14 protein-coding genes, 2 tRNA genes, 5 rRNA genes and 4 pseudogenes (1 of these 25 cut by a window edge) are annotated in these 22,371 nt (G+C 62.6%); 19 read left to right on the top strand and 6 right to left on the bottom strand.

Going from position 1 to position 22,371, the window contains the following annotated elements; translation table 11 throughout:
• Nucleotides 1–2,951 (top strand): 23S ribosomal RNA (locus tag JQX13_RS11560); it begins 16 nt to the left of the window's first position.
• A 168-nt stretch (nucleotides 2,952–3,119) separates the two neighbouring features.
• Nucleotides 3,120–3,236 (top strand): 5S ribosomal RNA (gene rrf, locus JQX13_RS11555).
• 121 nt (nucleotides 3,237–3,357) lie between these two features.
• On the opposite strand, the gene JQX13_RS11550 is transcribed toward rrf (JQX13_RS11555), so the two are convergent.
• Nucleotides 3,358–3,885, bottom strand: coding sequence for an AAA domain-containing protein (locus tag JQX13_RS11550; RefSeq protein WP_203409069.1), 528 nt, complete (start codon nucleotides 3,883–3,885; stop codon nucleotides 3,358–3,360).
• Nucleotides 3,886–4,034: 149 nt separating this feature from the next.
• Here JQX13_RS11550 and tnpA point away from each other — a divergent pair, with 149 nt between their 5' ends.
• The 10 genes and pseudogenes from tnpA (at nucleotide 4,035) to JQX13_RS11505 (ending at nucleotide 11,529) form a co-directional block, all read left to right on the top strand.
• Nucleotides 4,035–4,415, top strand: a complete 381-nt coding sequence (gene tnpA, locus JQX13_RS11545) for an IS66-like element accessory protein TnpA (protein ID WP_203409068.1) — start codon at nucleotides 4,035–4,037, stop codon at nucleotides 4,413–4,415.
• Complete coding sequence (gene tnpB, locus JQX13_RS11540) at nucleotides 4,409–4,798, top strand: IS66 family insertion sequence element accessory protein TnpB (protein WP_203409067.1); 390 nt, start codon at nucleotides 4,409–4,411, stop codon at nucleotides 4,796–4,798. The genes tnpA and tnpB overlap by 7 nt, the downstream gene beginning before the upstream one ends.
• A gap of 18 nt (nucleotides 4,799–4,816) precedes the next feature.
• Nucleotides 4,817–5,524, top strand: a complete 708-nt coding sequence (locus tag JQX13_RS11535) for an IS66 family transposase zinc-finger binding domain-containing protein (protein ID WP_203409066.1) — start codon at nucleotides 4,817–4,819, stop codon at nucleotides 5,522–5,524.
• Nucleotides 5,470–6,320: pseudogene (gene tnpC / locus JQX13_RS55875) on the top strand (IS66 family transposase); the annotation flags it as partial. The gene JQX13_RS11535 and the pseudogene tnpC, both read left to right, overlap by 55 nt.
• Nucleotides 6,300–6,491, top strand: coding sequence for a transposase domain-containing protein (locus tag JQX13_RS55870; RefSeq protein ID WP_343211148.1), 192 nt, complete (start codon nucleotides 6,300–6,302; stop codon nucleotides 6,489–6,491). The pseudogene tnpC and the gene JQX13_RS55870, both read left to right, overlap by 21 nt.
• Before the next feature lie 721 nt (nucleotides 6,492–7,212).
• Nucleotides 7,213–8,537: pseudogene (locus JQX13_RS11520) on the top strand (IS4 family transposase).
• Between the two features lie 38 nt (nucleotides 8,538–8,575).
• A pseudogene (locus JQX13_RS56240) lies at nucleotides 8,576–8,911 on the top strand (hypothetical protein); the annotation flags it as partial.
• Between the two features lie 211 nt (nucleotides 8,912–9,122).
• On the top strand, nucleotides 9,123–9,269 hold the full coding sequence (locus JQX13_RS11515; RefSeq protein ID WP_203409063.1) for a hypothetical protein: 147 nt from the start codon (nucleotides 9,123–9,125) through the stop codon (nucleotides 9,267–9,269).
• Nucleotide 9,270: 1 nt separating this feature from the next.
• Nucleotides 9,271–9,714: a hypothetical protein gene (locus tag JQX13_RS11510; protein ID WP_203409062.1), complete on the top strand. Its 444-nt coding sequence runs from the start codon at nucleotides 9,271–9,273 to the stop codon at nucleotides 9,712–9,714.
• A 423-nt stretch (nucleotides 9,715–10,137) separates the two neighbouring features.
• Nucleotides 10,138–11,529: a transposase gene (locus tag JQX13_RS11505; protein WP_203409061.1), complete on the top strand. Its 1,392-nt coding sequence runs from the start codon at nucleotides 10,138–10,140 to the stop codon at nucleotides 11,527–11,529.
• A 214-nt stretch (nucleotides 11,530–11,743) separates the two neighbouring features.
• Here the strand turns inward: JQX13_RS11505 and JQX13_RS56235 are convergent, their stop codons facing one another.
• Nucleotides 11,744–11,902 (bottom strand): sigma 54-interacting transcriptional regulator, encoded by a 159-nt coding sequence (locus JQX13_RS56235; RefSeq protein WP_430384170.1) that lies wholly within the window; start codon nucleotides 11,900–11,902, stop codon nucleotides 11,744–11,746.
• Nucleotides 11,903–11,933: 31 nt separating this feature from the next.
• Nucleotides 11,934–12,356: pseudogene (locus tag JQX13_RS56230) on the bottom strand (hypothetical protein); the annotation flags it as partial.
• A gap of 1,731 nt (nucleotides 12,357–14,087) precedes the next feature.
• On the opposite strand from JQX13_RS56230, the gene JQX13_RS11490 reads away from it, so the two are divergent.
• The 6 genes from JQX13_RS11490 (at nucleotide 14,088) to JQX13_RS11465 (ending at nucleotide 20,173) form a co-directional block, all read left to right on the top strand.
• Nucleotides 14,088–15,621: ribosomal RNA gene (locus JQX13_RS11490) — 16S ribosomal RNA — on the top strand.
• A 186-nt stretch (nucleotides 15,622–15,807) separates the two neighbouring features.
• Nucleotides 15,808–15,884: transfer RNA gene (locus tag JQX13_RS11485), tRNA-Ile, on the top strand.
• A gap of 75 nt (nucleotides 15,885–15,959) precedes the next feature.
• Nucleotides 15,960–16,032 (top strand) — tRNA-Ala (locus tag JQX13_RS11480).
• Between the two features lie 245 nt (nucleotides 16,033–16,277).
• A 23S ribosomal RNA gene (locus JQX13_RS11475) occupies nucleotides 16,278–19,243 on the top strand.
• 168 nt (nucleotides 19,244–19,411) lie between these two features.
• Nucleotides 19,412–19,528: ribosomal RNA gene (rrf, locus tag JQX13_RS11470) — 5S ribosomal RNA — on the top strand.
• Together the 16S, 23S and 5S rRNA genes with 2 tRNA genes alongside form the textbook arrangement of a ribosomal RNA operon.
• Nucleotides 19,529–19,726: 198 nt before the next feature.
• On the top strand, nucleotides 19,727–20,173 hold the full coding sequence (locus JQX13_RS11465; protein WP_203409059.1) for a hypothetical protein: 447 nt from the start codon (nucleotides 19,727–19,729) through the stop codon (nucleotides 20,171–20,173).
• A 24-nt stretch (nucleotides 20,174–20,197) separates the two neighbouring features.
• Here the strand turns inward: JQX13_RS11465 and JQX13_RS11460 are convergent, their stop codons facing one another.
• Nucleotides 20,198–20,401, bottom strand: a complete 204-nt coding sequence (locus tag JQX13_RS11460; RefSeq protein WP_203409058.1) for a SlyX family protein — start codon at nucleotides 20,399–20,401, stop codon at nucleotides 20,198–20,200.
• 120 nt (nucleotides 20,402–20,521) lie between these two features.
• Here JQX13_RS11460 and JQX13_RS11455 point away from each other — a divergent pair, with 120 nt between their 5' ends.
• Complete coding sequence (locus tag JQX13_RS11455) at nucleotides 20,522–20,818, top strand: hypothetical protein (protein WP_203409057.1); 297 nt, start codon at nucleotides 20,522–20,524, stop codon at nucleotides 20,816–20,818.
• A 58-nt stretch (nucleotides 20,819–20,876) separates the two neighbouring features.
• Here JQX13_RS11455 and JQX13_RS11450 read toward each other — a convergent pair whose 3' ends face one another.
• A complete protein-coding gene (locus JQX13_RS11450) occupies nucleotides 20,877–21,788 on the bottom strand; it encodes a tetratricopeptide repeat protein (RefSeq protein ID WP_203409056.1) in 912 nt (303 codons plus the stop codon).
• Nucleotides 21,789–22,020: 232 nt separating this feature from the next.
• Nucleotides 22,021–22,368, bottom strand: a complete 348-nt coding sequence (locus JQX13_RS11445) for a putative signal transducing protein (RefSeq protein WP_203409055.1) — start codon at nucleotides 22,366–22,368, stop codon at nucleotides 22,021–22,023.
• Nucleotides 22,369–22,371 lie beyond the last annotated feature (3 nt).

Here is a 22,371-nt window from a genome sequence, read left to right as displayed (position 1 = left end):
GCGTGCGGTGGATGCCTAGGTGCCAAGAGGCGAAGAAGGACGTGGGTGGCTGCGAAAAGCTCCGGGGAGTTGCCAACCGAACGTTGAGCCGGAGATGTCCGAATGGGGAAACCCAACGTGGTGAAAGCCGCGTTACCTCGGCCTGAATACATAGGGCCGAAGGAGCGAACCAGGGGAAGTGAAACATCTCAGTACCCTGAGGAAAAGAAAACAATGAGTGATTCCCGAAGTAGTGGCGAGCGAAACGGGAACAGCCTAAACCGGTGTCACGAAAGTGGCACCGGGGTTGCGGGTCCGCGGTAGGACCTTTGCTGGTTAGCGGAAGCACCTGGAAAGGTGCACCAAAGAGCGTGATAGTCGCGTACGCGAAAACCGGTGGAGGCCGAGCGGGGTACCCAAGTAGGGCGGGACACGTGCAATCCTGCCTGAATCAGCCGGGACCATCCGGTAAGGCTAAATACTCCTTGGCGACCGATAGTGAACAAGTACCGCGAGGGAAAGGTGAAAAGAACCCCAGTGAGGGGAGTCAAAAGAACCTGAAACCGCATGTCTACAAGCAGTCCGAGCACTACGGGGCAACCCAGTGCGAGGGCGTACCTTTTGCATCATGATTCGGCGACTTAATGTACGTAGCGAGGCTAAGCCGCTAGGTGGAGCCGGAGCGAAAGCGAGTCCGAAACGGGCGAAACAGTTGCGTGCATTATAACCCGAAGCGGGGTGATCTACACATGGCCAGGTTGAAGTGAGGGTAACACCTCATGGAGGACCGAACTCATGAAAGTTGAAAATTTCTGGGATGAGCTGTGTGTAGGGGTGAAAGGCCAATCAAACTCCGTGATAGCTGGTTCTCCCCGAAAGATATTTAGGTATCGTCTCGAGGAATTCAATACCGGAGGTAGAGCACTGGAACGGCTAGGGGTCTCACCAGATTACCAAACCGTACCAAACTCCGAATGCCGGTAATTGTTATCTCGGGAAGCAGTCAGTGGGTGATAACGTCCATTGGCAAGAGGGGAATAACCCAGACCGACAGCTAAGGCCCCCAAGTCTAGTCTAAGTGAACACTAGAAAGGATGTGGCAGGTCATTGACAACCAGGAGGTTGGCTTAGAAGCAGCCATCCTTTAAAGAAAGCGTAATAGCTCACTGGTCGAGACAGGCCGCGCCGAAAATGTAACGGGGCTCAAGACTAGCGCCGAAGCTTCGGATTGCATACGTCAGGCGTATGCAGTGGTAGGGGAGCGTTGCAACTGCAGCGAAGGTAGACCGCAAGGGCTGCTGGAGCGGTTGCGAGTGCTGATGCCGAAATGAGTAGCGATAAAGGGGGTGGGAAACCCCCTCGCCGTAAACCCAAGGTTTCCTGGGTCAAGTTAATCTTCCCAGGGTTAGCCGGGACCTAAGCCGAGGCCGAAAGGCGTAGGTGATGGCAAGCAGGTTAATATTCCTGCGCCATCTTGTAGACGTTGAACCGAGGAAGGACGGAGAAAGCTAGACGAGCTGGCCGGTGGTTGTGCCAGTCCAAAGGCGTAGGGGTGTCGCGTACGATGAAAAGGCGCGGCAGCCATCCCCGAGACCTGATGGCGCCCCTCACGGGGTAAGTCGTTGATGCTCGGCTTCCAAGAAAAGTTCCGCGGGGAGTCTACAGGGTGTCCGTACCGCAAACCGACACAGGTGGGTGAGGAGAAAATCCTAAGGCGCTTGAGAGAACTCTCCTCCAAGGAACTAGGCAAATTTCCACCGTAACTTCGGAAGAAGGTGGGCCTCTGGTAGGTGAAGGCGTACAGCTGGAGCCGAGAGAGGTTGCAGAGAAATGGCGGTAGCGACTGTTTACCAAAAACACAGGACTCTGCGAAGGCAAGAAGCCGACGTATAGGGTCTGACTCCTGCCCGGTGCTGGAAGGTTAAGGGGATTCGTCAGCCGCAAGGCGAAGCGATGATCCGAAGCCCCAGTAAACGGCGGCCGTAACTATAACGGTCCTAAGGTAGCGAAATTCCTTGTCGGGTAAGTTCCGACCTGCACGAATGGAGTAACGACTTCCGCACTGTCTCGGAGAGGGACTCAGCGAAATTGAAATAGCTGTGCCGATGCAGTTTACCCGCAGCAAGACGGAAAGACCCCGTGAACCTTTACTACAACTTGACAGTGACACTAGGGTTCGACTGTGTAGGATAGGTGGGAGCCTTTGAAGCCGGGCCGCCAGGTTCGGTGGAGGCAACGGTGAAATACCACCCTGTCGGATTCTGGTGTCTAACCATGCCCCCTCAACGGGAGTTGGGACACTGTCTGGTGGGTAGTTTGACTGGGGCGGTCGCCTCCCAAAATGTAACGGAGGCGCGCGATGGTTCCCTCAGCCCGATTGGAAACCGGGCGTCGAGTGCAATGGCATAAGGGAGCTTGACTGCGAGACAGACATGTCGAGCAGGTGCGAAAGCAGGTCATAGTGATCCGGTGGTCCTGAATGGAAGGGCCATCGCTCAACGGATAAAAGGTACTCCGGGGATAACAGGCTTATCTCCCCCAAGAGTTCACATCGACGGGGAGGTTTGGCACCTCGATGTCGGCTCATCGCATCCTGGGGCTGGAGCAGGTCCCAAGGGTTTGGCTGTTCGCCAATTAAAGCGGTACGCGAGCTGGGTTCAAAACGTCGTGAGACAGTTTGGTCCCTATCTGCTGTGGGCGTAGGATACTTGAGAGGCTCTGACCTTAGTACGAGAGGACCGGGTTGGAGACACCGCTGGTGTACCAGTTGTCTCGCCAGAGGCATCGCTGGGTAGCCATGTGTCGATTGGATAACCGCTGAAAGCATCTAAGCGGGAAACCGACCTCGAGAATAGGTATCCCGGGCGCAAGCCCTGAAGACCCGTCGAAGACTACGACGTTGATAGGCCGGGTGTGTAAGCGCGGTAACGCGTTGAGCTAACCGGTACTAATTGGTCGTGCGGCTTACTTTACCTCAATCTCTCACAGGCTCCACCCCAAGGGGGGAGTAAGGGATTCGAGGCCAAGGTCGAGGCCCCTGAGCGCGCTCCGAAGCGAGCGGCGCCGGGCCCGGAAGAAGGCACCAGCTTCTGTCAGCAGGAAATTGAAAACTACCCTTTGTATGCACGAGTCACATGTTTTCCGGTGGCAATGTCGGAGGGGTCCCACCCGTTCCCATCCCGAACACGGAAGTTAAGCCCTCCAGAGCCGATGGTACTCCGCGGGAAACCGCGCGGGAGAGTAGGTCGCTGCCGGATTTTTTTGAAGGCCCCGGGTCTCACGCCATGTGAGACCCGGGGCCTTCGCCTTTGCGGGCTACTGGATTTCTGCGTTCCGCGTGTGTCTTTCCGCGGAGCAGTGCTTTTCGTGACGCACTCTCTATCTTCGTGCTGGCGATGCCTCTCCACCCTCGGGGCTCGTAGTGCCCCGAGCCAGCTGGGTGGCGCGCAGGCGCAACCTGTCCAGGAGCGGACCCGGCAGGAGCTCTCGTCTCAGGTCCGCCACGTCTCGGAGCACGCTCGCCGTCTGCTCCAACGTCTCGGGTTGGGCCAGGTGCTCGGTGACGAGCAACCGGATGCGCTCGAGTGTGGCGCTGCCCGGTCCCTGGACGAGTGAGGACTCCAGGGCGTCGATGCGCTCCTTGCGCCAGGCCTCCACGTTGTCCAGCCCGTCCGCCCGGCCACGCTTGCGCCCCTGCTTCACGGCGGGCAGGCCGAACACCACGGTGCGCGCGGCGGCATTCTCCACCGCGTCGTATTGGATGCTGGTGAGCAGCACCGAGCCGGAGATGGCCTCCAGTTCGTTTGCTGTCTGCGCCAGCCTTTCCATGAGCGCTGCGATGACGCTCGTCTTGCCGGTGCCCGGAGGTCCCTGGATGAGAGCGATGTCGGGGGTGTTGAGGGCCACGTGGAGCGCCCGCTCCTGGCTCGTGGTGGGCTCGCCGCAGAGCCGGTCCCGGGCCTCGGGGGACAATGCGGGCAGTGTAAGCGCTCGGCGGACCACACCTTCCGAGAGAAGGGAGGGCCGTGCAGCGTTGCGAACCAGGAGGAGTGGACATGGGACGCAACGCGGAAGAAGTGGGAGCAACACTGGCGAGGGCAGCGGCGAGCAGCTACTGGTCGGAGTCCGAAGCACGGGCTGTGCTCGAGGCGTATGAAGAAAGCGGGTTGTCGGTGGCGGAGTTCGCCCGCCGCCATGGGCTTGGGCCGCAGCGGCTGAGGTGGTGGAAGAAGCGGAGGAGAGAGGAGGCGAGCCCGGAGCGCTCCTTCGTCCCGGTGCACGTCGCGGCGCCGCCGTCGAGGGAAGAGCGGGAGACAGCGGCGGGCGCAGCCAGCATGGAGGTAGTGCTGGCCAGAGGCCGACGCATCCGGGTGGAGCCGGGTTTCGACGCGGATGCGCTGGCGAGGTTGGTGAGGGCGCTGGAGGAAGCGTGCTGACACTGCCCTCCTCGGTGCGAATCCACCTGGCGAGCCAGCCGGTGGACATGCGCAAGTCCTTTGATGGGCTGTCCGTGTTGGCGCGGCAGGTACTGCGAGAGGACCCCTTGAGTGGACACCTCTTCGTCTTCTTCAACCGCACGCGCGACATGGTGAAGGTGCTGTGGTGGCACTCGGGCGGCTTCTGTCTCTTCTCCAAGAGGCTGGAGAAGGGCAGCTTCCGCCTGCCGCGTCCGCTTCCGGAGGACACGGGCGCCGTGACGCTCGAGGCGGTGGAGCTCACGCTGCTGCTGGAGGGGATTGATTTGAAGGCCAGCGTGCGTCGGCCGCGCTGGCAGCCCCCACCTGTGGAGTCACCTGTGAGAGAAAACCTCTTGCGTTGAGGGGCCGGGCCGTGGCTCATGTCGCGCGTCATGAGCGGTGAGGCCCCCGGCAAGAAGAGGACGGACGTGCACGGGGTGGCGGCGCTGCCGCGGGGGCTGCTGGCCGAGGGCCAGGAGGAGCAGGCCATTGAGCTGGTGGTGGGGCTGCTGACACAACTGGTGGAGAAGAACGCCGAGTTGGAGTTGCGCCTGCTCAAGGCGATGCGCCAGCGCTTTGGCCGCACCAGCGAGAAGCTGTCGGCCGAGCAACTCTCGCTGTTTCTGACACAGCTGGGACAGGAGGACGCCGGTGCTCAGCAGGCGCAGGCGGCGACGCCTGGTGCCGGGGACGCGGGCCTCGCGCAGGGCGCTCCACCCGCGTCCGAGCCGCCGAACAAGGAGTCGCGGAAGAAGGAGCGCAAGGGACACGGACGCCGCCCGCTGCCCGCCCACCTGCCGCGCGAGCAGCGCGTCCACCAGCCCCCGCCCGAGGCGCTGCGGTGTGAGGCGTGCGGGCGGGACAAGTCTCGCTGTGGCGAGGAGAAGAGCGAGACATTGGAGTGGGTGCCCGGCCACTTCAAGGTGATTGAGGAGGTGCGTCCCAAGTACGCCTGCCGGCCATGTGGCGACGGGCTGGTGGTGGCACCTCCCGCCGACAGGGTGATTGAGGGGGGTTGCCAGGGCCGGGCCTGGTGGCACACGTGCTGGTGTCCAAATACAAAAACAGCCTGCCGCTGCACCGGCTGAGCGCAATGTACGCGCGCCAGGGTGTGGAGTTGCGCACCTCGACGCTCTCGGACTGGGTGGCGGCGGGGGCCGACCTCCTCCAGCCACTGGCGCGGGAGGTGGGCCAGAGGGCGCTGGCCTCGCACGTGCTGCGGAGCGACGACACGCACCTGAAGGTGCTCGACAAACAGCACCCCAATGGCCTCAAGCGCGGGCACATGTGGGTGTACCTGGGGGACGCCACCTGGGCGGCCTTCGTGTACACGCCGGACTGGAAGCAGGAGGGGCCGCTGTCCTTCCTGGAGGGGCGCACCGGCTGGCTGCTGGTGACGGGTACAAGGGCTACGACAAGCTGTTTACGCGCGAGGGCGCCACTGCGGTGGAGGTGGGGTGCTGGAGCCATGCCCGGCGCTACTTCGTCGAGGCGTTGGAAGCCGGCGGCACGCGGGCGGCGCTGCCGCTCAGTCTCATAGGCCGGCTCTTCGAGGTGGAGCGCGAGGCCAGCGAGCAGCAGGTGGACGAGGCCGAGCGGCTGCGCAGGCGCGACGTGCTCTCGCGCCCCATTACCGAGCAACTGGGACGCTGGGTGGCCAACACCTACAACGCGGAGCCCCCGAAGAGTCCACTGGCCCAGGCGTGTCGCTATGCCCTCAACCAGTGGACGGCGCTGCTGCGCTTCCTGGAAGACGCACGGCTGCCACTGCACAACAACGCCTCGGAGCTGCGGCTGCGGGAGATTGCCGTCGGCAGGAAGAACTACCTGTTCGCCGGCAGTGACGCGGGCGCCGAGCGCGCCGTGTGCGTGTACACGCTGGTGGCCACCTGCGTGCTGGCGGGCGTGGACCCGCAGGCGTACCTGACCGACGTGCTGGAGAAGCTCTCCCGGGGCTGGCCGCGGCGCCGGCTCGAGGAACTGCTGCCGCCCATGTGGAAGGCGTCGCGCGAAGCCGCCGCTCAGGCTCCCTCTGTCTCGCCCGCGACCACCTGAGCGCCGCCCCTCCCTCTCGAACCAGGCCGCGCGCCCCTACCACATCTCCGCCTCCACTCTGCACCGCTCCGCCGAGTGGATACCGGGCAGTTGCCGGAAATGCGTGGTCCGCACGGGCTGGCCCTCCAGCCGCGGGCCGAGCTGTGGCATGGGACAGGTCGCCTCGCGAATGCGGGCGGCGGCCTGCTCCCGTCGCTCCAGCGCTCGCATGCTGCCGCGCGTTGACAGGAAGAGGTAGCCCTCTGCGGGAGGGGATGTCTCCTCGTCTGCGAGGACGGGACTCACGTCCTCGCTGGGCCGGCGCGGGTCGAGGTCCACCTCGGTGCCACTGAAGGGCCTGGGCCCGCGGTCGCGCTCCTCCTCCGCTTCCTGCTCGTGCTCCCGCTCCAGCAGATGGCGCGGAAGGGAGGTGCCTGCTTCCAGCTCGTCGTCCTGGAGTTCCCGCAGCCGCTGTATCCGCTCGGGGAGTTGCTCGCCGCGGCGCAGGTGGAAGCGCCAGGAGCCATCCCCCGACTCCTCGACCCGCTTATAGTGACCACTTTCAAGGTCGGGCGGGTGATACTACTCCGGAAGGAAAGCGAGCGAGGGGGCGAGCAAGAAAGCGAGGGAGCAGCACGGGGCTACCGGCGAGGTCATGTTTCAGGGACGACTCCGAAGGGAGGGAGCCATGGCCCTGGAAGCCATCATGGAGCGATTCAAGAAGAGCAGCCCGCTGACGGTGATGGTGCGGCTGGTGATGCAGCAGGCGCTGAGCCGGGAGTGGATGGAGGAGGTATTCGAGCGGCACCGGGACAAGCACAGTACACGCGCGAGTTGCTCTTCTCCACGGTGGTGGACCTGATGGGGTTGGTGGCGCTGGGGCTCAAACCGTCCTTGCATGCGGCGGCCCAGGCGAGCCCCGAGTTGGGGGTGTCCCTCACGGCGCTGTACGACAAGGTGAAGCGAACCGAGCCGGAGGTGGTAGGCGCCCTGGTGCGCGGGAGCGCCGAGAGGCTGGCTCCGGTGGTGAGGCCCATGAGGCAGGGGCGAGCGCCCTGGGCGGAGGGCTACGTGGTGCGGGTGCTGGACGGCAACCACCTGGCGGCCAGTGAGAAGCGGATGAAGCCGTTGCGAGAGTTTCGCGGAGCGGCGCTGCCCGGACAGTCCCTGGTGGTGTATGCGCCGGAGTTGGACCTGGTGGTGGATAGGGTGCCCGCCGAGGACGCGCATGCGCAGGAGCGGGCCCTCATGGGGCCGGTGCTGGAGCAGGTGCGGCCGGGGGAGTTGTGGTTGGCCGACAGGAACTTCTCCACCACGCGCATTCTCTTCGGCATTCATGACAAGCAGGCCGCTTTCGTCATCCGCGAGCATGGAGCCTCTCCCAACCCGACGCCGGAGGAGGAGCAGCGGGAGGTGGGGCGAGTGGAGACGGGGCTTGTGTATGAACAGGCCGTGCGGATAGAGGACGAGACAGGGCGCCAGTTGAGGTCGCGGCGCATCGAATTGCATCTGGACGAGCCAACCCGGCACGGTGAAACCATCATCCGCCTGTTGACGAATGTGCCGGCGGAGCGAATGGGAGCCCTGGAGGTAGCGGGGCTGTACCGGCGGCGCTGGAGCATCGAGAGCATGTTCGGCCGCTTGGAATCAGTCCTCCAGAGCGAGGTGAAGAGCCTGGGTTACCCGCGAGCGGCCTTGTTTGCATTCGGAGTCTCCGTGCTGGCCTACAACGTGCTGGCGGTACTTCAATCGGCAGTGGAAGCAGAGCATCGGCTGGAAGACTCCACCGTCCAGATTTCCTCCTATTACATAGCGGACGAGGTGAAGTTCAACTACGGCGGCATGATGATAGCGTTGCCAGAACCCACATGGCAGCCTTATGAGTCTCAGTCAGCGTCCGAGTTGAGTCGAACGCTACTGGAACTGGCGGCGAACGTGAGAGTGGCCAGGCTGCGCAAGCACCCGCGCAAATCCAAGAAGAAGGCCAAGAAGGAGTACGTCCCGGGAGAGGTCGCCCGACGGCATGTATCGACTGCACGAGTGCTACGAGGGCAAGAGCAGACCTGACGGAATGCAGGCAATGAGCGCCCCCAAGGTAAAGACAGGTGCCCCCTGATTCCAGAGGACTGTGCTGGGTCATTCCTTTCGATAAGGATTGGCGGGCCAGTGGCCTTGTCCTGCGCTTCTGTGCCCTGCTCGAGGCTGCTTTCCCCTCTCCAAGTGCTTTCTTGCAAGCCCTACCAGGAGGCAGTCTTCTCCTTCACCTTGAAAGGGATCGGACTCAAGCCCTCGGCCACCGCTGCGGCCGTCTTCTACGCCGTGGCCGCCCACGTGAATCAAATGGGCAGGAGCGCACCCACCCCGAGTTTCTCCTGGACGAGTCCCACCTGCTGTACCAGGACGTGCTCGACCACTTACACATACTGCTCAACTACCAGTGGGACTCCCAGTCCCTGCTGAGCCTGGTGCTGGTGGGCTTGCCAGAGTTGGAGAGCCGTCTGGCTCGCCGACGCAACCGCAGCCTCTATTCCCGGCTGCACACCCGCCTGCGCCTCACGCCCCTGTGTCCCGAGGACACCGCCGAATACCTGTGCGTGCGCCTACCCACGCAGGGGGCGAGCGCGAGCTGTTTTTGCCTCCGACGCCGTGGCCATGCTGCACGAGGCGGCCAGCGGCGCCCTGCGCGACATGGACCGGCTGGCCACCGTCGCGCTGCGCGAGGCCGCTCGCAAGAAGAAGAAGCTGGTGGAGCGCGACACCCTGGCGCGTGTCCTCGACATCGTCGCTCATGAGGACTGACATGGGCGCGCACCTGGAGTTCGTCCTGTGCGCCCCGGAGATGGCCGTGCTCGTTGCCCTGGCGGCCACGCTCCGTGCCTCCGCCGCGGCACTCACCGCCGCCCACGCGGAACTGGAGGCCGAGGACTTCGCCGCCTCTCCGCATCCGCCCTCCGCCCAGGCATGTCTGGCCGCGGCGCTCCTCACCCAGGTGGAGGCGCTCCTGTGCATTCCCTGCACTGCTACCGCACCCTCGTCGTCATGCGTGAGGAGTGGGCGCGTGTCGCGCCTGCCTCCGAGCACTCCCCCAGCTGAACCTCACCCCGACCAGCCCTCGCTGGACGTGCGCGCCCACTGCTCACGTCCGGCAAGGGCCCCATCAACGACCGTGACTCGCGCCCGCGCGTCCTCGCTGATGCCCATCTCCCTGCCGGTCCAAATCTCCATCAACAAGCGTGCGCGGTAACAGGCTCGTGAGCGCCAGCTCGACGCACTCGGTGGGAGTGTGCGGTGGCACTCCTGGTCACTGAGCTCCGCGACGAGGCGGTACGCCAGCCGGAGCAGATCCCGGAGGTTACCTGGGAGGGGGGGCGCGTGCAGGTGGGCGAGGATTCGCTCCATCTCGGCGCGTTCCAGGGCCTTGCTGTATGTAGATGGAGTCCCACAGCCAGGGAAGCTCCTCGGAAGTCCGCATTCGGCTTCTCCTGCAGCACCTCCTCGGAGAGGTTGGTGGCGGTGATGAGCCGGAAGTCGCTTTTTCTGGGGAGCTTCGACTCAAGAGATAAATCCCGGGGATGGGCAAGGAGGGTGAGCCAGAAATGGGTAGGAGCAGCGCGGCCCGACCTCTGGGGTTCGGGCGCAGGAGTAACTGATGAAGTAGGCAGAAGGGGTGAAGAAGAGAGAGCCGAGCACTGCGGGGAAGGTAAGGACGAGAGAGCCAGAAAGGGCGCAGGGCTGGCTGTTCAAGCAGATGCCGGACCAGTTGGTGGCAGCCGAGCACCCGGTGCGAGTGGTGGCGGCGGCGGTGGAAGCCTTGGACTTGAGTGGGTTTCTGTCCGAGGCCAAGGCGGTGGAGGGGCACCCCGGGCGGCCGGTAACAAGCCCGCGGCTGCTGCTGGCACTGTGGGTGTACGGGATTGAGCAGGGAGTAGGGACGGCGACGGAGCTGGCGCGCCGGTGCAAGGAGGACAGGGCGTTTGAGTGGCTGGCCGGAGGGGTGGAGGTGAGCCATGACAAGCTGAGCCAGTTCCGGGTGGAGCACCTGGAGGTGCTGCAGCAGGTGTTCACCGACGTGGTCTCGGTGCTGTTGCGGCAGGGACTGGTGAGCTTGGAGCAGGTGGCGCTGGACGGCACGAGGGTAAGGGCCAGTGCGTCGGCGCCTTCGTTCCGGCGAGAGAGCTCGCTGGAGGAGTGCCGCGAGCAGGCCGAGTTGCACCTGGAGGCGGTGCTGGCGCAGAAGGACGACCCGGAGCTGACGCGTGGGCAGCAGGCAACACGGGAGGCCAAGGCGCGTGACTACCAGGCGCGGGTGGACGCGGCGCTGGAGGCGATAAAGCAGCAGCGGGCCAGGAAGAAGGGGGCGGACAAGGACAAGGTGCGCGCCAGCACCACGGATGCGGATGCGCGGGTGATGAAGATGGCCGATGGGGGCTTCCGACCCGCCTACAACCTGCAGTTGGCGGTGGCCGGGGAGGCGCAGGGAGGGCCACGAACGATTGTGGGAGTGGAAGTCACCAACCAGGGCAGCGACATGGGCAGCGTGAGCCCCATGGTGGAGCAGATTGAGCAGCGCACGGGCCAGGTGCCCGAGCGCGTGCTGGCCGATGGCGGCCATGCCACGTGCGCAGACGTGAAGCAGTGCGCGGCCAAGGGGGTTGAAGCGCTCATTTCGGTGCCCGAGCGCATGGCCCAGGCCGGGCAGCAGGGGGACCATTCCCCCGAGGTAGAGGCGTGGCGTGAGCGCATGCGCACCGACGAGGCCAAGGAGCAGTACAAGGCCCGCGCCGGCCTGGTGGAGAACGTCAACGCGCGGGTGAAGGGGCGCTATGGCCTGACGCAGGTGACGGTGCGGGGGCTGGAGAAGGTGAAGTGTGTCGCCCTGCTGGTGGCCCTGGCGCACAACCTGGCCGCACATGGGCACGACCTGGTGGAGGCGTTGCACAGGCGCAATAGCGCGCCCCTCACGCTGGCTCCGCCACGCAGCCTCTCCCCGGCATTGATGACCCCTGACGGTGAGTCCAGCCCGCCAGGTTTGGCCACCAGCTTGCCTGACGGCCGCTGATGACCAACCCGCCGGGGCGTGTCGTTGCACAAGCCCCGCGGCTCTCGCGCGCAGACGAGCCCTCCAGGCTGCATGTTGAGGGCCCGCTCGCGATTGCCTCTGCCAGAAGCACCGGCCTGGCTCTGCCATGCACCACCGCATGGGCGCTGGGCTCGCGCCTGCCCCCCAGCGGAGCCTGCTCCAGACTCTTCTGGCCACACCGCCGACGAGCGATTTATCGACTGCCCTTCACAGCCGAGCGGGGTGTACGGCGCTCCTCCAGCACTCGGATGCGCATGCGTTGGACGTCCCGGGAGATGTCTCCGATCTCGTCCAGGAACAGTGTGTCCCCGTGGGCCACCCAAGAGCAGACCTTCCTTGTCGTTCGTGGCATCGGTGCAGGAGCCCGCCTTGTGGCCGAAGAGTTCGGACTTGATGGTGTCTCCGCAGAACTGACCGCAAGCGACCGGGGGCCCGCGGTGATCGAGCGCCTCGCGGCGGAAGGGGCTATGGCTGCGCAGCCAGGAGGCGAGGTTCGTCTTGCCCGTGCCACGCTCGCCCAGGATGAGGACGGGGACCTTCAGGCGTAGCGGCGGGCCCTCGTCGAAGAGCGCCTTGATCTTGGAGGAGCGGAACCGGGACGGAGCCCAGATGGCGGCGGTTTCCGCGGACGGATGCTGCCCGGGCCGGGATGCCCGATAGACCTTGTAGAAGCTCTCGATGCCGAGCGAGACCTCGACGATGGCCTCGCGGTTGCCGCGCTCGTGCTTCCGCCGGTAGGACGTCACGACTTTGAAGGGCTGCTCGATGAAGCCGCACTCCGCCAGCAGCACCCACAGGGTCTGCATGGCAGGGGTCCCCGGGCTGATGTGGATGAGCAATTCACGGCCCTGAACTCCTGCCGGATGCGAGGAATCTGGTCGCGGAGGATTTCGAAGAGGGCTTGGTGATTCGTGAGATCATCGCCCATCCAGGTTCGCTGCTGGACCCGGAGCCGAGGCTCCCGCTTCGTCGGATGTCTTGAGGAGGCCTGCGAGTGGGGAGGGTCGCGATAGAGCAGGACGACGTCCTCAACCCGTCCCTTGAAGGGAGAGGACTCATCGAACAGTAGCGTCAGTGTGGGATCGGGCTGGGGCTGCGCCGTGGAAGAAGCCGCTTTCTCCCCCGAAGGCAACTCGTCGAATGGAGCATTCTTCTTGGCGACCCGTGGAGCAGGACGGGAGAGGACGATTTGATAAGGGCCAGGCCTCCCACTATCCGGTGGAGAGGCCGCTGCCCTCTTTGGTCTACGGGCTTATGGGATGGTTCCTCTACGCAGTGTAGACTCAGGGGCATCTGCTGCACGCCCCAGTCCGGTCAGTGTGACGGATGCCTGCGAAGCCTTGGCTGCTGATGGGGCGAGGGGAAGACGCCATCCGTTCTCGGCTCGGGAGGCACCGAGAAGGCCGCAGCCCGAGCCCTCGTTCTGTCGAGTGCTCATTGAGCGAATGGGTGTGGCAAGGAGGCACGTAGTTCCTGCCGTTCAACGGCGGAATGAAGGAGTCGCGGCTCGAGGTTGAAGAGGTCGAACCGAATACCGCGGCCTTCGCGCCCGCCGCACATGCCTCCACTGAGATGGGGCCATCGAAGGGGTGAGGCGCGAGGCCGCAACCCTGTTGAATCAGCCGAGGCCACACGCGCCAGGTTGAACGCACGGGAAGAGGAGTCGACCGAAGGTGGTTGACTCCAAACGCGGTGGTGGTAGAAGCCGCGCCCCCTCGGACGGGAATGCGAAGCCGCACTGGCGGCGGAGAACCCGAACGGGCTGAAGAAGGAATACGGAGTCAGCAACACGAAGTTGACTCCAAACGCGGCGGTGGTAGAAGCCGCGCCCCCTCGACAAAGCGGAAGTCACCTCGGTGACGGAGCGCGGAAGAGGAGGGAGCAAGAGAGTCAGCGAAGGCGGTTGACTCCAGGCGCGGCGGTGATAGAAGCCGCGCCCCCTCGGACGGGAAGCGAGGCCGCAACGGCGGCCGGGAGCGCCGGACGAGCGAAGTGAAAGAGGAAATAGAAAGTCAGCGAGCGAAGTTGACTCTCAACGCGGCGGTGGTAGAAGCCGCCTCCCCCACGAAACGGCGGAAGTCGCGCAGGCGACAAAGCCGGGACGGGGTGGAAGAAAGAGTCGACGAAGCGAGTTGACACGAGACGCGGAAGTGAAGTAGGTTTCGCGCCCCTTCGGCAGGAAGAAACAAAGCGCAATGGCGCGATGTTGACTCCTCACGAGGCGAAGCGGTGAAACGGGGCGGCAACGGCCGCTTGACAGAAAAGCCGCTTCGAAATAAAGAATGCAGCCCCCGAGGTTGAATGGGGTGCAGCCGAGAAGTAGAGGAAGCGTAGCAGAAAGCCGCGGCAGCAACAAGCGGCTCGGTCTTTGAAAACCAAATAGCAAGCCCAAGAAGAAGACGATTGCGGAAACCGCAGTCAATTCTAAACGGTGCCCCAAGAGAGTCGGCGTGAGTCGATTCCGGGGTGCCCTGAACAGCGAAGTCGGGAGTCCCGTAGCCGGGCCCTGACGGATGCCGGTTCAAAACCTTCAATTTCAATTGGAGAGTTTGATCCTGGCTCAGAACGAACGCTGGCGGCGTGCCTAACACATGCAAGTCGAGCGCGAATGGAGCAATCCTAGTAGAGCGGCGCACGGGTGCGTAACACGTGGATAATCTGCCTGGGTGTCTGGGATAACCAGTCGAAAGATTGGCTAATACCGGATAAGCCCCGGGAGCTTCGGCTCCTGAGGGAAAAGGTGGCCTCTGTATACAAGCTATCACATCCAGATGAGTCCGCGGCCCATCAGCTAGTTGGCGGGGTAATGGCCCACCAAGGCGACGACGGGTAGCTGGTCTGAGAGGACGATCAGCCACACTGGAACTGAGACACGGTCCAGACTCCTACGGGAGGCAGCAGTGGGGAATTTTGCGCAATGGGCGAAAGCCTGACGCAGCAACGCCGCGTGTGTGATGAAGGTCTTCGGATTGTAAAGCACTTTCGACCGGGACGAAAACCCCCAGCCTAATACGCTGGGGCTTGACGGTACCGGGAGAAGAAGCACCGGCTAACTCTGTGCCAGCAGCCGCGGTAATACAGAGGGTGCAAGCGTTGTTCGGAATTATTGGGCGTAAAGCGCGTGTAGGCGGCTTTGCAAGTCGGGTGTGAAAGCCCTCAGCTCAACTGAGGAAGTGCGCCCGAAACTGCAGAGCTTGAGTGCCGGAGAGGGTGGCGGAATTCCCCAAGTAGAGGTGAAATTCGTAGATATGGGGAGGAACACCGGTGGCGAAGGCGGCCACCTGGACGGTAACTGACGCTGAGACGCGAAAGCGTGGGGAGCAAACAGGATTAGATACCCTGGTAGTCCACGCCGTAAACGATGAGAACTAGGTGTCGTGGGTGTTGACCCCCGCGGTGCCGTAGCTAACGCATTAAGTTCTCCGCCTGGGAAGTACGGTCGCAAGACTAAAACTCAAAGGAATTGACGGGGGCCCGCACAAGCGGTGGAGCATGTGGTTTAATTCGACGCAACGCGCAGAACCTTACCTGGTCTTGACATCCTCGGAACCTTTCAGAGATGAGAGGGTGCCCGCAAGGGAACCGAGAGACAGGTGCTGCATGGCTGTCGTCAGCTCGTGTCGTGAGATGTTGGGTTAAGTCCCGCAACGAGCGCAACCCTCGCCTTTAGTTGCCGCGCAAGCGGATCTCTAGAGGGACTGCCGGTGTTAAACCGGAGGAAGGTGGGGATGACGTCAAGTCCTCATGGCCTTTATGACCAGGGCTACACACGTGCTACAATGGCCGGTACAACGCGTCGCCAACCCGCGAGGGGAGCTAATCGCATAAAACCGGTCTCAGTTCAGATTGGAGTCTGCAACTCGACTCCATGAAGGCGGAATCGCTAGTAATCGCGGATCAGCACGCCGCGGTGAATACGTTCCCGGGCCTTGTACACACCGCCCGTCACACCATGGGAGTCGATTGCTCCAGAAGTCATCCCACCAAGGGGTGCCCAAGGAGTGGTCGGTAACTGGGGTGAAGTCGTAACAAGGTAGCCGTAGGGGAACCTGCGGCTGGATCACCTCCTTTCTAAGGAGACCGGGTGCACGGTGAGCGCTTCGGCGCCACAGGGTGCACCAGCAGCGAAAGCTGCCAGAGGTCGACCAGGTCAACGTTTCGCAATCGTCTGGGCTTGCTGTTTGGTTTTGAGGGGCTGAGCCAGTCGTGGCTCGGTTCTTTGAGAATGAAGGTAGCTGTACGGGTAACTCACCAACTGGGCCTATAGCTCAGCTGGCTAGAGCGCACGCCTGATAAGCGTGAGGTCGGTGGTTCAAGTCCACCTAGGCCCACCAGTCTTCCCAACGGGGAAGCAGGGTGGCGATGACGGCCGGCAGGAGAAGGCAGGTGAGACACCACGACGCATTTCCGGGGCTGTAGCTCAGCTGGGAGAGCGCTAGCTTTGCAAGCTAGAAGTCGTCGGTTCGATCCCGATCAGCTCCACAAGATTCTGACGAGAGTCAGAGCGTTCTTTGACAAGTGCATACGAAGGGTAGAATTCAATTTCTGCTGAGAGAAGTTCGACTCACGAGCGGAAGGCGAGTCTGAGCCGAGAGGCCAGGCGAGCTGGAAGCGGTGAGCTCAAGCAAATGCATTCTTCCGGGTTCCGCAGCGAAGAGCTGGGGCCTGGACCTTGGTCTCGAGTTTTGAAAATCCCGCCGGGAGGCGGGCTTGCGAGGGATTAAGGTAAGTAAGCTACTAAGGGCGTGCGGTGGATGCCTAGGTGCCAAGAGGCGAAGAAGGACGTGGGTGGCTGCGAAAAGCTCCGGGGAGTTGCCAACCGAACGTTGAGCCGGAGATGTCCGAATGGGGAAACCCAACGTGGTGAAAGCCGCGTTACCTCGGCCTGAATACATAGGGCCGAAGGAGCGAACCAGGGGAAGTGAAACATCTCAGTACCCTGAGGAAAAGAAAACAATGAGTGATTCCCGAAGTAGTGGCGAGCGAAACGGGAACAGCCTAAACCGGTGTCACGAAAGTGGCACCGGGGTTACGGGTCCGCGGTAGGACCTTTGCTGGTTAGCGGAAGCACCTGGAAAGGTGCACCAAAGAGCGTGATAGTCGCGTACGCGAAAACCGGTGGAGGCCGAGCGGGGTACCCAAGTAGGGCGGGACACGTGCAATCCTGCCTGAATCAGCCGGGACCATCCGGTAAGGCTAAATACTCCTTGGCGACCGATAGTGAACAAGTACCGCGAGGGAAAGGTGAAAAGAACCCCAGTGAGGGGAGTCAAAAGAACCTGAAACCGCATGTCTACAAGCAGTCCGAGCACTACGGGGCAACCCAGTGCGAGGGCGTACCTTTGCATCATGATTCGGCGACTTAATGTACGTAGCGAGGCTAAGCCGCTAGGTGGAGCCGGAGCGAAAGCGAGTCCGAAACGGGCGAAACAGTTGCGTGCATTATAACCCGAAGCGGGGTGATCTACACATGGCCAGGTTGAAGTGAGGGTAACACCTCATGGAGGACCGAACTCATGAAAGTTGAAAATTTCTGGGATGAGCTGTGTGTAGGGGTGAAAGGCCAATCAAACTCCGTGATAGCTGGTTCTCCCCGAAAGATATTTAGGTATCGTCTCGAGGAATTCAATACCGGAGGTAGAGCACTGGAACGGCTAGGGGTCTCACCAGATTACCAAACCGTACCAAACTCCGAATGCCGGTAATTGTTATCTCGGGAAGCAGTCAGTGGGTGATAACGTCCATTGGCAAGAGGGGAATAACCCAGACCGACAGCTAAGGCCCCCAAGTCTAGTCTAAGTGAACACTAGAAAGGATGTGGCAGGTCATTGACAACCAGGAGGTTGGCTTAGAAGCAGCCATCCTTTAAAGAAAGCGTAATAGCTCACTGGTCGAGACAGGCCGCGCCGAAAATGTAACGGGGCTCAAGACTAGCGCCGAAGCTTCGGATTGCATACGTCAGGCGTATGCAGTGGTAGAGGAGCGTTGCAACTGCAGCGAAGGTAGACCGCAAGGGCTGCTGGAGCGGTTGCGAGTGCTGATGCCGAAATGAGTAGCGATAAAGGGGGTGGGAAACCCCCTCGCCGTAAACCCAAGGTTTCCTGGGTCAAGTTAATCTTCCCAGGGTTAGCCGGGACCTAAGCCGAGGCCGAAAGGCGTAGGTGATGGCAAGCAGGTTAATATTCCTGCGCCATCTTGTAGACGTTGAACCGAGGAAGGACGGAGAAAGCTAGACGAGCTGGCCGGTGGTTGTGCCAGTCCAAAGGCGTAGGGGTGTCGCGTACGATGAAAAGGCGCGGCAGCCATCCCCGAGACCTGATGGCGCCCCTCACGGGGTAAGTCGTTGATGCTCGGCTTCCAAGAAAAGTTCCGCGGGGAGTCTACAGGGTGTCCGTACCGCAAACCGACACAGGTGGGTGAGGAGAAAATCCTAAGGCGCTTGAGAGAACTCTCCTCCAAGGAACTAGGCAAATTTCCACCGTAACTTCGGAAGAAGGTGGGCCTCTGGTAGGTGAAGGCGTACAGCTGGAGCCGAGAGAGGTTGCAGAGAAATGGCGGTAGCGACTGTTTACCAAAAACACAGGACTCTGCGAAGGCAAGAAGCCGACGTATAGGGTCTGACTCCTGCCCGGTGCTGGAAGGTTAAGGGGATTCGTCAGCCGCAAGGCGAAGCGATGATCCGAAGCCCCAGTAAACGGCGGCCGTAACTATAACGGTCCTAAGGTAGCGAAATTCCTTGTCGGGTAAGTTCCGACCTGCACGAATGGAGTAACGACTTCCGCACTGTCTCGGAGAGGGACTCAGCGAAATTGAAATAGCTGTGCCGATGCAGTTTACCCGCAGCAAGACGGAAAGACCCCGTGAACCTTTACTACAACTTGACAGTGACACTAGGGTTCGACTGTGTAGGATAGGTGGGAGCCTTTGAAGCCGGGCCGCCAGGTTCGGTGGAGGCAACGGTGAAATACCACCCTGTCGGATTCTGGTGTCTAACCATGCCCCCTCAACGGGAGTTGGGACACTGTCTGGTGGGTAGTTTGACTGGGGCGGTCGCCTCCCAAAATGTAACGGAGGCGCGCGATGGTTCCCTCAGCCCGATTGGAAACCGGGCGTCGAGTGCAATGGCATAAGGGAGCTTGACTGCGAGACAGACATGTCGAGCAGGTGCGAAAGCAGGTCATAGTGATCCGGTGGTCCTGAATGGAAGGGCCATCGCTCAACGGATAAAAGGTACTCCGGGGATAACAGGCTTATCTCCCCAAGAGTTCACATCGACGGGGAGGTTTGGCACCTCGATGTCGGCTCATCGCATCCTGGGGCTGGAGCAGGTCCCAAGGGTTTGGCTGTTCGCCAATTAAAGCGGTACGCGAGCTGGGTTCAAAACGTCGTGAGACAGTTTGGTCCCTATCTGCTGTGGGCGTAGGATACTTGAGAGGCTCTGACCTTAGTACGAGAGGACCGGGTTGGAGACACCGCTGGTGTACCAGTTGTCTCGCCAGAGGCATCGCTGGGTAGCCATGTGTCGATTGGATAACCGCTGAAAGCATCTAAGCGGGAAACCGACCTCGAGAATAGGTATCCCGGGCGCAAGCCCCTGAAGACCCGTCGAAGACTACGACGTTGATAGGCCGGGTGTGTAAGCGCGGTAACGCGTTGAGCTAACCGGTACTAATTGGTCGTGCGGCTTACTTTACCTCAATCTCTCACAGGCTCCACCCCAAGGGGGGAGTAAGGGATTCGAGGCCAAGGTCGAGGCCCCTGAGCGCGCTCCGAAGCGAGCGGCGCCGGGCCCGGAAGAAGGCACCAGCTTCTGTCAGCAGGAAATTGAAAACTACCCTTTGTATGCACGAGTCACATGTTTTCCGGTGGCAATGTCGGAGGGGTCCCACCCGTTCCCATCCCGAACACGGAAGTTAAGCCCTCCAGAGCCGATGGTACTCCGCGGGAAACCGCGCGGGAGAGTAGGTCGCTGCCGGATTTTTTTGAAGGCCCCGGGTCTCACGCCATGTGAGACCCGGGGCCTTCGCCTTTGCGGGCTACTGGATTTCTGCGTTCCGCGTGTGTCTTTCCGCGGAGCAGTGCTTTTCGTGACGCACTCTCTATCTTCGTGCTGGCGATGCCTCTCCAGGCTTGCTTGATTGGTGCTCCACCCTCCAAGTCCAGGAGCGCCTTGCTCATGAAGCAGCTACTGCGTCCCTTCCTCGGTGGTCTCCTAGCACTCGCCGTCATCCTCGCTCCGGAGAAGTCCGAGGCGGCTGATTTCCGGCTCAACCTCGGTGCCGACTACCATATCGACAGCGGTGCCTTCTTCCATCTCACTGGCACCGTCGACTTCATCTTCGCTGGCCCCCTCTCCATCGGCACCCGCTTCGGTGCGCTCCTCGCCACCCAGCCCAATACCCTCGCCGTTCCGCTCGACCTCAGCCTCCGCTTCAATCCCAGGCGTACTCCCCTCTACCTGGAGGTTCTCGGCGGCCCGTGGATCTTCTTCGAGGGCGATACCTTCCGCGCCCACGGTGCCTTCGGCTTCGGCTACCAGAACCGCTCCGTCAGCTTCGGTCTAGAAATCGGTTACCTCGAGCCCAGGCCTCATATCGGCTTGCGCCTCGGGTTCCGGCTGTAGTCGCGGCCCGGTTGCGTCAGGCCCTCAGTAGTGCGGCGGCTTCTCCTGCCGCTGCGCATCCACCAGGCCCGGCTCGCCCTCGAGCTTCTTCTTCAGGAAATCTACCTCCGCCTTCAGTGCATCCAGCTCTCGACGCTGGGCGTACAGCACGTCGTTCAGCTCCTGCAGCAGCTCCTGCTGCTGCATGTAGCGCAACTCCAACTCCACGATCCGCGACTCGTCATCCATGTCTCTTGGGATAACCCGGCCCCGGCCTCTTTGTCCCCGACTGTGTCCGCGTTCGCGTGTTCTCGTCGTCTCCGGGTCTTCGTCGCTGTCTCGTCCCTGAGTTCCTCCCGGAGTGCCCCCATGGATGCTCTACGCCACCTCCAGCGCGCCCGTGAGCTCATCGACCGCGGCCGGACCGAACTCGCTGAGTCCGCCTTGAGTGATGCCATTGATGCCGCCGTCCTCGCCGAGGACCTGGTCATGCTGACTCGCGCTCGGATGGCACTCGGGGAGCTGCTGTTCGAGCAGGGCCGGGACGAGGAGGCTGTTCCTTTTCTCCAGGCCGTCGTTCGGACCGAAATCGCCGATGGTTCCGTCGACCGCGAGGTGAAGTCCTCCGCCCGGTTGCTCCGGCGGATCCGCGGCATCCCAGAGTAGGCGTGCGCTCGGGATGAGCCTCACCCAAGCCCTCGCTGAGAGGGAGAGGGGGCTTGCTTCACTGGGTCCGGCAGGCGCTTCGTACCGCTTCCATCCGCTCCGGAAATCGGCGCTCCAGATCCATCCGCGTCGCCGTCAGCTGCTCCGTCCGGCCCGTCTTCCTCTGGATGTCGCACAGCGCCGATAACGGCCTCATGTCCGACATGTCCAGGCGATCCGCCTGTCTCAGCGCCTCTTCCGCCCCCTCTACGTCCCCCACCCGGAAGGCCGCCATCCCCAGGTGGTAGTACCCCATCACCAGCTTCGGATCCGCATCCACCGCGCTCGCGAACAGCTCCCGCGCTTCCTCCATCCTCCCCTGCTCCATCCGCACCAACCCCTCCTCCATGAGCAGCCGCGGCCTTCCCAGGCCCTTCTCCAACTGCTTCAGCACCTGGAGCGCCTCCTCCCCTCGACCCATCGTGCTCAGGAGCCTCGCGTACCTCACCCCCACTCCGACATTCCCCGGCGCCTTCTCGTACGCCTTCCCCACCGACGACAGCGCTCCTCCCAGGTCTCCGTCCCTTTCCTGGAAGTCCGCTCGCAGCAGATCCGCCCTCGGGTCCCCCGGTCCCAGTTCCGCCGCTCTCGCCAGCGACTCCTCCTCGCACCGGTTCATCCGCTGCCCGTGGCAGATCCTCGCCAGCAGGAGCTGCGTCTCCACCTCGCCCGGCTCCTTCTTCTCCGCCTCCTTCGCCAGCTCGTACGCGTCCAGCGGCGAGCCCTCCACCAACAGCTCCGCCGCCTCCCGGAGGTGCGCCCCCGTCGACTTCGGGTTGTCCTTCAGAGGTTTCAGCACCTGCGCCCGATTCGTCGCGTCCGGCATCGCCCTCGCGATCGCCAGTTCCTGCTCCGGCATGTTCCTCGGCAGGAACAGCGGTATCAGGTGGATGGCCAACGCCACCAGGCAGGCGATCAGCGCGCTCTTCAAGCCCCGATCGAGCTTCCGGCCGCGTGGCCACCTCGGCTCATTCTCGGGTTCCCGCGGGCCTCGTCGGCCCCGCGTCTCTTTGGTGGGCGGTACGTTCAGCACGTCACCCTGACTCTAGAGACTCGCCTTCCACCGCGCATCGTCTCCCGCCCGCTCCGCTGGTCAATGCCCGACACCTCGTCCCGGGTGCCATCAGCCGGGCTTACTCCCTCCAGGGAATCTCCCGCACTCCTCACGACACCGCTCTCAGTCGAGGCCTCGGCGACTCTGGCAGTTCCTCCCCACAGCTCCAGCACAGCTCGAAGTTCCCCGGGTTCTCCTCCCGACACCCCGGACACTCCACCGCTCTCTCCGCCTTCTCCCCGTCCTCCTCCAACTCCTCCAACAGCTCCCGCGCCCTCGCCACCTCCTCCTCCGGCAACCACAGCTCCACCCACGTTTCCGTGCTCGGTATCTCCCCGCTCAGCGGCGCCAGCGCCTCCCCTCTCACCTCCACTGACAATCCCGACCCCGCCAACAGCCCCTCCTGGAGCCTCGCCTCTCCCACCGTCCGGTGCACCGAGAACCGTACTCGCTTCATTGC

This window comes from Archangium violaceum, from assembly GCF_016859125.1.
In the GTDB taxonomy this organism is placed as follows: Bacteria; Myxococcota; Myxococcia; order Myxococcales; family Myxococcaceae; genus Archangium; species Archangium violaceum_A.
The sequence above is the reverse complement of the archived record's forward strand: the minus strand, read 5'-3'. Positions and strand labels throughout refer to the sequence as shown.

What these genes read in the sequence shown, in the direction of transcription:
- JQX13_RS11465 (WP_203409059.1), top strand. Translation starts at nt 19,727, where the DNA reads ATGAAGCAGCTACTGCGTCCCTTCCTCGGTGGTCTCCTAGCACTCGCC.
- JQX13_RS11515 (WP_203409063.1), top strand. Translation starts at nt 9,123, where the DNA reads ATGCTGCACGAGGCGGCCAGCGGCGCCCTGCGCGACATGGACCGGCTG.
- JQX13_RS11455 (WP_203409057.1), top strand. Translation starts at nt 20,522, where the DNA reads ATGGATGCTCTACGCCACCTCCAGCGCGCCCGTGAGCTCATCGACCGC.
- JQX13_RS11535 (WP_203409066.1), top strand. Translation starts at nt 4,817, where the DNA reads ATGTCGCGCGTCATGAGCGGTGAGGCCCCCGGCAAGAAGAGGACGGAC.
- JQX13_RS11460 (WP_203409058.1), bottom strand. Translation starts at nt 20,401, where the DNA reads ATGGATGACGAGTCGCGGATCGTGGAGTTGGAGTTGCGCTACATGCAG.
- JQX13_RS11445 (WP_203409055.1), bottom strand. Translation starts at nt 22,368, where the DNA reads ATGAAGCGAGTACGGTTCTCGGTGCACCGGACGGTGGGAGAGGCGAGG.
- tnpA (WP_203409068.1), top strand. Translation starts at nt 4,035, where the DNA reads ATGGGACGCAACGCGGAAGAAGTGGGAGCAACACTGGCGAGGGCAGCG.
- JQX13_RS11510 (WP_203409062.1), top strand. Translation starts at nt 9,271, where the DNA reads ATGGGCGCGCACCTGGAGTTCGTCCTGTGCGCCCCGGAGATGGCCGTG.
- JQX13_RS56235 (WP_430384170.1), bottom strand. Translation starts at nt 11,902, where the DNA reads ATGCCACGAACGACAAGGAAGGTCTGCTCTTGGGTGGCCCACGGGGAC.